The sequence below is a fragment of the Roseinatronobacter sp. NSM genome, from assembly GCF_052379845.1.
GTDB lineage: Bacteria > Pseudomonadota > Alphaproteobacteria > Rhodobacterales > Rhodobacteraceae > Roseinatronobacter.
Window position 1 is genome coordinate 1 of sequence record NZ_JBQTCF010000065.1, and the last position, 8,486, is coordinate 8,486.

The following is an 8,486-nucleotide window of genomic DNA, read 5'->3' on the forward strand; positions in this document are numbered from 1 at the left end:
GGGGCCGCCCTGCAATGCGAGTCAGGGTTGTGTGTCAATCCGGGCGGTCATCCTTGAAGGTGCGGTGTCCCGAAATCATGGTCGAGACAATGGACTGGCGCGACATGATGTCTTCGCGCACGGCCACATAAATATGGATGATGATAAACACCACCATCGCCCACATGCCCATTCTGTGCAGCATATGCACATCAAGGCTGTTCCCCGCCAGCGGGATGACCCAGCCAAAGGCGCTATACATCCAATGGCTTTGACCCAGCCCTTCAGCATACAGCGCAAAGCCCGTCACAATCATGAACACTGTGGCGACTGTGATGAAAAAGAACATCGCCAGTTGCGCCAGCGGGTTATGCCCCTCATATTTCTTGGGTTCCCTGGCCATGAAGAAATACCAGCGCAGTTCAAACACCACTTCGGCCCAGAAATGGCGTTTCCAGAACGGAAAGCTGAACAATTGCCGCGCATGGTGGTTGCCCACAAAGGCCCAATACAGCCGCCCGAAAAACCCCGCTGTCAGCACCATGCCCGCGGCGAAATGGGCAAAACGCAGATAGCCGAAGAAGAACTGATAGGTGGCTTCCTGCGCAGTGAAACTGGGCAGGGGTTTTCCGATGAAATAGCCGGTCACGCACAGAACAAGGATGGCAAACGCATTCACCCAATGCCATATGCGCACAGGCGCTTCATAGACATAGACCGAAGTTTGCTTATGCGTGCCCGCCTTGTGAAAGGGGGTGCCGGGGTCGGTGGGGGCGGTCATGGCATCCCTCCTTAGCGCACGCGCACAGTGGTCAGTTCATCGCCATCTGGCGACATGACATGTGTGGAACAGGCCAGACAGGGGTCGAAACTGTGCAAGGTGCGCAGCACTTCCACCGGTTCATCGGGCCGTTCCATGGGCGTATTCATAAGGCTTGCTTCAAACGCGCCGATATTGCCCTGCACATCGCGCGGGCTGCCGTTCCATGTGGTGGGCACCACGCATTGATAGTTTTCGATGCGCCCGTCCTTGATGCGGATCCAGTGGCCCAGCGCGCCGCGCGGCGCTTCGGTCATGCCCACGCCGCGCGCTTCGCTGGGCCATGTTTTCGGGTCCCATTTTTCGACATTGGCCGTGTGGGTGTCGCCATTGCGGATATTGGCCACCAGCTTGTCGAAGAAATATTTCTGCAATCGCCCGCAATATTCCGATTCCAGCGCCCGCGCCGCTGTGCGCCCAAGGGTGGAAAACACCGCGTCAAAGGGCAGGTCCATGGTGCGCAACAGCCCGTCCACCTGATCTTTGATATCCTCATGGCCCTTGGCATAGCCCACGACGTAGCGGGCAAGCGGGCCGACCTCCATCGCGTGACCGCGCCAGCGGGGGGCCTTGATCCAGCTGTATTTGGCGGCTTCGTCCAGTTCCTTGATGTCAGTGCGCGTGCCCTTCGCGTTGGGACCAAGTTCGTATTGTGCCTCTGATATCCCGTCCCAGGGGTGCAGGCCGCGCCCCGGTTCGCCGTAAGTATACCAGCTGTGGTCCACAAATTCCTGCACCTGTTCGGGGTCGCGCACATCCACGTCATGCACTTCCGACAGGTTGCCGTTGATGATGGCCCCGCGCGGCAAATGCAACTGCCCTGCGCTGAAATCATTGGCGTTTTCGGGAATGTCGCCATAAGCAAGGCAGGCCTGCGATGACAGCCCACCACCATGCAGCCATGTGCGGTAGAAATTGCCGATGGCGATGACATCGGGGATATAGACGTTGTTGTTGAACTCGATGCATTTGTCGATGATGGAACTGGCCAGGTTCAGCCGCTCCATGTTGATTGCGCCGGTCGCGCCCACACTGTCCATGTTGATGGGGCAGGGCACGCCGCCCACCAGCCAGTTGGGATGCGGGTTCTTGCCGCCGAAAATGGTGTGGATTTTCGCCACCTCGCGCTGAAGATCCAGCGCTTCAAGGTAATGGGTAGTCGCCATCAGATCAGCTTCAGGGGGCAGTTTATAGGCGGGGTTGTCCCAATAGCCGTTCTTGAAAATGCCAAGCTGGCCGGAATCCACAAATTTCTTCAGCCGGTTTTGCACATCGCGGAAATAGCCGGGGCTGGACAGCGGGTGTGCGGGGCTGACCATCTGCTGCAATTCCGACGTGGCCTTTGGATCGGCGCGCAGGGCATTGACCGGGTTCACCCAGTCCAGCGCATGCAGATGATAGAAATGTACGATATGGTCGTGGATTTGCAGGTTCAACTGCATGATGTTGCGAATGGAATTGGCGTTTTCGGGAATCATGATGCCCAGCGCATCTTCCACCGCGCGCACCGAAGTCAGCGCATGGGTGCCTGTGCAGACCCCGCAGATGCGTTCGGTAAAGGCCCATGCGTCGCGCGGATCGCGGCCTTTCAGGATGACTTCAAGCCCGCGCCACATGGTGCCAGTGGACACCGCATTGCGAATGACGCCCTGTTCATCCACGTTGATTTCGCAGCGCATATGCCCTTCGATGCGGGTCACAGGGTCAATGACAATCCGGCGGCCGGTATTGTCCATGGTATAGCCGTTGGGGGTTTCCAGCATGTCTTATGCCTCCTCTTTATGGGCTTTGGCCGCGTTGGAATGGCCTTGTGCCTTTTGTTGTGCGCGTTTGAGGGCGGACAGCGCGGCATGCGCGGCCACGGCCCCGCCGACGGCCCCTACAGCCGCAAGGCCCACGCGGTCGGCATTGGCCTCGACCCCGAATTGGGTAATGTCGGTCACGCGGTCATAGAAACTGCCCTGATCCCAGAACCCGTCTTCCGAACAGCCGATGCAGCCATGGCCCGACTGGATGGGGAAACTGACGCCTTCGTTCCAGCGCACAGTGGAGCATGCGTTATAGGTGGTCGGCCCCTTGCAGCCCACTTTATACAGGCAATAACCCTTGCGCGCGCCCTCATCATCCCAGTTTTCCACGAACTGGCCAGCATCGAAATGCGGGCGGCGATAGCATTTGTCATGAATGCGCTGCGAATAGAACATCAGCGGGCGGCCCTGCCGGTCCAGCGCGGGAATACGGTCGAATGTGACCATATAGGTGATCACGCCGGTCATCACCTCGGCAATCGGCGGGCAACCGGGCACCTTGATGATGGGCTTGTCGGTGATGACCTTGTGAATGGGGGTGGCCTGTGTGGGGTTGGGGCTGGCGGCCTGCACACAGCCATAGGACGCGCACGCCCCCCATGCGATGACCGCTTTTGCGTCCTTGGCCACACGTTTGAGTTTGTCGACAAACGGCTTGCCGCCGGAAATGCAGAACATGCCGTCTTCATTCAGGGGCGGGTTCCCTTCTACCGCCAGAATGTAGTTGCCCTTGTAGCGCTCAATGGTTTCTTCCAGCACCGCTTGCGCCGCAAGGCCGGACGGGGCCATCAGCAATTCGTCGTAATCAAGGCTGATCATCGACAGGATCACATCCTTGGCCAGCGGATGGCCGGACCGGATGAAACTTTCCGAACAGCAGGTGCATTCCAGCCCGTGCAGCCAGATGACGGGCGTGCGCGGCTTGGTTTCCATCGCATGCGCAATTTTGGGCACGAAGGCCGGGCCAAGCCCAAGGGCTGCAGCCGTAAGCGAGCAATATTTCATGAAGCTGCGCCGCGTAATGCCCTGGGCGCGCATCACCTCGTAAAAGGTTTCGATTCGCTCGGACTGGGTCTGGGCATGTGACACGGGAACCTCCTGCGGTGGAAAATGCATATCTTGGCCAAAAAAATGCCCAATTCGCAGGCAAACAGGCAGGAAAATCGCCTCTTGTCGCGCCATTCGCCTAAGATGCTGATTTCACGGCGCTTTGGCGCGTGACCGCTGCATGCCCCTTGGTGAGGGGCTTTCCACCCCTGTTTTGTGGCGGAAATGCACTTTCCACACGCGCCAAGCGCCCCGCGATGGCGCTGTTTTGCGGGCATTGACGGAACTGAATTCGCGTGTATGACAAATTCATAAGAACGTCATACTGTGCCGGATGTGCCCCCGGATATGCCTTATCGTCATAAAGGAAAGTGCCATGATGAAATCCGTTTTTACCGCGTCATTCCTGTTGATTGCCCCCTTGGGCGCGCAGGCGGGCACATTGACGATTTTCGCATCGGGTGAGGAGTTGGCCACCGAAGGCTTCAGCGCCCCGCAGCTGACGCGCGATGGCTGGGCGCTGGAATTTTCGCGCATCACGGCCACGTTTGACCAGATCACCGCGTGGCAGACTGACCCCCCCTTCATGGCAGATGGGCCGCATATTGACGGAACTGCGCTGGGCATTGGGGGGCCGTTCACTGTGGATATGGTCAATGCCGATGAAGATGACCGCGTGGCGCTGGCGACCCTGGCCGCGCCTGCGGGCCATTACAATGCGCTGTCCTGGGCGCTGGTGCCCGATGCGTCGGGCATTTCGCTGGTTCTGGACGGGGTGGCGCGCAAGGATGGGCAGGAAGTGGCCTTTAGCCTGCGCAGCGCGGATACAGTCGTCCATGCATGTGGCGAATATCTGGGCGCGGCGCGCAAGGGCATCGTGACAGACGGGGGCGCGGCGGATCTGGAAATCACGCTGCATCTGGACCATTTGTTCGGCCGCGCCGACAAAGGGGCAGGGGACGCGATGAACCTTGGCGCGCTGGGCTTTGACGCTTTCAGCGCGGGCGGGGTGCATGACATTTCGCTGGCGGGGCTGCATCTGGGCCATGTGGGCGAAGGGCATTGCCATGTCGCTGCGCAGTAATCTGGCAGGACTGGCGCTTGGCGTTGCGGGGCTGATGGCCCCGCAAAACGCCTTCGCGCATGGCGCTGTCATGACTGCCGAAACCACACAGGCCATCCGCCTGCAGGCGCGCTATGACACAGGCGAACCCATGGCGCAGGCGCAGGTCATCATCTATGCGCCTGACACCCCGTCTGACATCTGGGGCCGGGGCGTGACAGACCGTGACGGGCGTTTTGATTTCATCCCCGACGACATTGCCGGGCGCTGGTCAGTGCAGGTGCGTCAGGCGGGCCATGGTGTCATGGCCCATGTGGAAATCAGCGACGCAGCGCCGGTCATGGTCGCTGCAACCGCACAAGATACATGGCTGCAACGCGTGGTAATGATTGCGCTGGTGGCATGGGGCGCTGTCGGCACAGCGTTGTTTGCCTGGCGCAAAAAAGGCAGGCCCGATGCATCTGCCTGACGGGATCGCGCCGGTGGAATTCGCGCTTGCGGGCTATGCGGCAAGTGGCGCGCTGACCGCACTTGCGGTGTCGCGGCTGAACCGCCTGCCTGATCCGCGTGCGGGTATTCCCCGCGCGGCCATGCTGACAACAGTGTTTTTTGCGGCGTCGCTGGTGGCTATTCCGGTGCCGCCCACCTCGGTGCATCTTATGTTATCGGGGCTTATGGGGGTGATGCTGGGGTGGTTTGCCATGCCCGCCATCATGGTGGGGCTGTTCTTGCAGGCGGTGTTGTTTGGCCATGGCGGGGTGACCACGCTGGGGTTGAACGGGCTTATTGTGGGCCTGCCTGCGCTGCTGGCCTTCGGGGTGTGGCGCGGGCTGGGGCGGCGCTGGCCGGATGTGGCGGCGCTGGTCGCGGGCAGTGGCGCTGTGGTTGCGGCTTTGGCGATATTTGCCGCCATCGTGCTGGGGGGGCTGCCGGTGGCGCTGGATGCAGGCGCGGAATCGCTGGCCATCAAGGCATTCGTGCTGGCGCATCTGCCGCTGGTGGCGGCCGAAGGGGTCATCGTGCTGGCGCTGTTGCGGGTGTTACGGCGTGTGGAACCGGCGCTGGTGCCACATGCCTGACATGGCAGCCCCCCTCCCGGCCCCCGCTGCCCCCGCACCAGTGTTGCCAGACCCGCGGGTGCGGCTTGTCATGGCGCTGATGCTGGCGTTTTCCTTTGCGTCTGTTGGCACTGTCATGATGCTGCCCGTTCTGGGGGCGGGTGCGCTGCTGGTGCTGGCAGTCTCGGGCGCGGATGGGGGGCTGGTACGGACGCGCCTGCGCGGGGCGGGTGTGCTGGCGCTGGCCTTCGTGGTGGTGCTGCCGTTTTTGGCGGGGGATCAGGTTTTGTGGCAGCTTGGTCCGCTGCGCTGGCATCTTCAGGGGTTGGAAGCGGGGGGGCTGATGGGCGGGCGGCTGCTGGCCATCGTGGTGGTTACGCTGGCGCTGTTGTCGCCTGTGGCGCCCTTTCGGCTGGTGGCGGGGGCGCGTGCGTTGGGGGTGCCTGCGCTGATGGCCGATCTGGCGTTGCTGACGTTGCGCTACCTGGATGAATTGCGCGCCGAACTGGCGCGCGCGCGGCTGGCGCGGCGGTTGCGTGGCGGCACGGGCGGCTGGCGGGGCCTGCCGGAACAGGGCATCCTTCTGGCATCAGCGCTGATACGGGGGCAACGCCGCGCGGAACGCATCTGGGCGGCGATGCGCCTGCGCGGCTATGGGGCGGCAGGGACGCTGCCGGTTCTGCCCCCGCTTGCGGGGCGCGACATTTGCGCTATGGTCGGCGTCGCGGTCGGCAGTCTGGCGCTGGTTGTGCTGGATCGCGCGCTTTCAACAGGGACGCTTTGAACGGGAACGGGCCTGCGCAATGACAGAAGTATTGCATCTGGACAGGGTTTGCGTGGGCTGGCCCGACCACGCGCCTGTTTTGCGCGACATTTCACTGACCCTGCAACATGGGGAACGTGTGGGGCTTGTCGGTCCCAATGGTGCGGGCAAAAGCAGTCTGTTTTTGTCCATCGCGGGCGTTCTGTCGCCGCATGCGGGGACAATCCGCCTGAACGGGCAGGCGCTGCGCACGGGACAGTTCCTGCCCGATGTGGCGCTGGTGTTCCAGCAGGCCGAAGACCAGCTGTTTTGCCCCACCCTGGCGGAAGATGTGGCCTTCGGGGCGCGCAATATGGGGCTGGCGGGGGCGGAACTGGACGCGCGCGTGGCGCAGGCGCTGGCCGCTTGCGGCCTGAGCGCGCTGGCCGACCGCCCTGTGCACCAGTTGTCGGGCGGTGAAAAACGCCGCGCCTGTATTGCCGGGGCGCTGGTCATGCGTCCTGCGCTGATGTTGCTGGACGAACCCAGCGCGGCGCTGGACCTGCGCAACCGGCGCAACCTGATTGCGCTGCTGGGCCGGACAGATCAGGCGCTGGTGGTGGCCAGCCATGATCTGGAACTGGTGCTGGAACTGTGCCCGCGCGTGATTGTGATTGATCAGGGGCGCATCTGTGCCGATGGCCCCGCGCGGCAGGTTCTGGGCAATGCGGGCCTGATGGCCGCGCACGGGCAAGAAGTGCCCCATTCCCTGACCCCGCACGCGCCTGCAGCGCATGTGCATGCGCCAAAGCCTGCAGCCAGTGTCTGACGCCCCCCAAACCGCAGACTTGCCCCCCGCCCCATAGCCGCCCCGCGCGCGCCTGTCGCGTGACCGCCTGTGGCGGCCAGTGGCAGGTTTGCACCCTTCTGAGAGCGCCTGCACAAGGGCGCGCCCCCGGTTTGCGCCTGCGCCGCGCGGCATGTAGGGCTAGAGTAGGTTGCTCAAAAGTGGGAACCGGTTTTGAGCTTCTCGAACCTGCGAAATCAATAAGTTAGAGTATGTGGCGTGAATGCGAATGAACGCGACATGCTTGTCTTATGCTGATCCCGGCTCTTATGCGAAAAGAGAGCCCCAGCACGCCACGCCATTTATGGCGCGCGCTGGCGGTGGCTGGATCGTCACAGGCTTGGTCGTGAGGGACCGTTTTAGAGTGTGATCAGCCATCGTCTTCGCCTGAGGCCTGAACGGATACAGAGCGGCACTGGAGCCCTCTACGACAAGCAGAGGACAGCGAAGATGAACAAGGATACCATCGGAATCGACATCTCGAAAGACACGCTCGATGTGCATCGCCTGAGCACCGGCGCGGCTGCGCAATTCGCAAACTCCGCCGCAGGCCAGCGCGCGCTGCGGCGCTGGATCGGGGCGCACGCGACTGCTGAACCGTTCGAAAACACAGTCCCTGGCTCTGCTCAAACGCCAGTCCAAGGCCCGACTTGAGCAAATCAAGCGCCAACTCACTGAGCTGGAAGCGGCGCTGCTTGATCTCACACGACAGTGCCCGAAACGGGCGCGTGCCTTTGGCATTCTCTGCTCAATCCCAGGGCTGGGCCCGGTCACTGCGGTCGCGATCCTTGTCGAATGTCCGGAAATCGGCACCCTGACGCGCAAGCAGATCGCGAGCCTCGCAGGCCGCGCTCCCATGACTCGGCAATCGGGCCAATGGCGTGGAAAGGCGTTCATTCAGGGCGGGCGCAAGTTTCTGCGCGATGCGCTCTACATGCCCGCGCTCGTTGCCGCCCGCTTCAACCCGGATCTGAGGCAGAGATACCAGACCATGATCCAAGCCGGAAAACCCGCAAAAGTCGCCCTGACAGCGCTCATGCGAAAACTGATCGAACTGGCCAACGCAATCGTCCGACAAGACCGCGAATGGACACCGAAAACTGCTTGATCAAGACGGATACT

At 62.0% G+C, this 8,486-nt stretch carries 10 protein-coding genes; 7 read left to right on the forward strand and 3 right to left on the reverse strand.

Going from position 1 to position 8,486, the window contains the following annotated elements; all coding sequences use genetic code 11:
* Positions 1 to 34: 34 nt before the first annotated feature.
* The 3 genes from cybH to ACTZWY_RS19220 are packed head-to-tail and all read right to left on the reverse strand — an operon-like array spanning position 35 to position 3,696.
* The gene (cybH, locus tag ACTZWY_RS19210; RefSeq protein ID WP_444792323.1) at positions 35 to 760 is read right to left on the reverse strand and encodes a Ni/Fe-hydrogenase, b-type cytochrome subunit; all 726 of its coding nucleotides are present in this window, start codon (positions 758 to 760) and stop codon (positions 35 to 37) included.
* Between the two features lie 11 nt (positions 761 to 771).
* Positions 772 to 2,562 (reverse strand): nickel-dependent hydrogenase large subunit, encoded by a 1,791-nt coding sequence (locus ACTZWY_RS19215; RefSeq protein WP_444792324.1) that lies wholly within the window; start codon positions 2,560 to 2,562, stop codon positions 772 to 774.
* Positions 2,563 to 2,565: 3 nt separating this feature from the next.
* Positions 2,566 to 3,696 carry a hydrogenase small subunit gene (locus ACTZWY_RS19220; protein WP_444792325.1) on the reverse strand — a complete coding sequence of 377 codons (1,131 nt, stop codon included), beginning with the start codon at positions 3,694 to 3,696 and terminating at the stop codon, positions 2,566 to 2,568.
* 334 nt (positions 3,697 to 4,030) lie between these two features.
* Here ACTZWY_RS19220 and ACTZWY_RS19225 point away from each other — a divergent pair, with 334 nt between their 5' ends.
* From ACTZWY_RS19225 to ACTZWY_RS19255, 7 genes are all read left to right on the forward strand, one after another.
* Positions 4,031 to 4,738 (forward strand): hypothetical protein, encoded by a 708-nt coding sequence (locus ACTZWY_RS19225; RefSeq protein WP_444792326.1) that lies wholly within the window; start codon positions 4,031 to 4,033, stop codon positions 4,736 to 4,738.
* Positions 4,722 to 5,186, forward strand: coding sequence for a carboxypeptidase-like regulatory domain-containing protein (locus tag ACTZWY_RS19230; RefSeq protein WP_444792327.1), 465 nt, complete (start codon positions 4,722 to 4,724; stop codon positions 5,184 to 5,186). Before ACTZWY_RS19225 ends, ACTZWY_RS19230 begins: the two co-directional genes overlap by 17 nt.
* Positions 5,173 to 5,796 (forward strand): cobalt transporter CbiM, encoded by a 624-nt coding sequence (gene cbiM, locus ACTZWY_RS19235; RefSeq protein WP_444792328.1) that lies wholly within the window; start codon positions 5,173 to 5,175, stop codon positions 5,794 to 5,796. The genes ACTZWY_RS19230 and cbiM overlap by 14 nt, the downstream gene beginning before the upstream one ends.
* A gap of 1 nt (position 5,797) precedes the next feature.
* Positions 5,798 to 6,559, forward strand: a complete 762-nt coding sequence (locus tag ACTZWY_RS19240) for an energy-coupling factor transporter transmembrane component T family protein (protein WP_444792329.1) — start codon at positions 5,798 to 5,800, stop codon at positions 6,557 to 6,559.
* A 19-nt stretch (positions 6,560 to 6,578) separates the two neighbouring features.
* Complete coding sequence (locus tag ACTZWY_RS19245) at positions 6,579 to 7,346, forward strand: energy-coupling factor ABC transporter ATP-binding protein (RefSeq protein WP_444792330.1); 768 nt, start codon at positions 6,579 to 6,581, stop codon at positions 7,344 to 7,346.
* Between the two features lie 468 nt (positions 7,347 to 7,814).
* Positions 7,815 to 8,018 carry a hypothetical protein gene (locus ACTZWY_RS19250; protein ID WP_444792331.1) on the forward strand — a complete coding sequence of 68 codons (204 nt, stop codon included), beginning with the start codon at positions 7,815 to 7,817 and terminating at the stop codon, positions 8,016 to 8,018.
* A gap of 130 nt (positions 8,019 to 8,148) precedes the next feature.
* The gene (locus ACTZWY_RS19255) at positions 8,149 to 8,472 is read left to right on the forward strand and encodes a transposase (protein WP_444792332.1); all 324 of its coding nucleotides are present in this window, start codon (positions 8,149 to 8,151) and stop codon (positions 8,470 to 8,472) included.
* Positions 8,473 to 8,486: the final 14 nt, after the last annotated feature.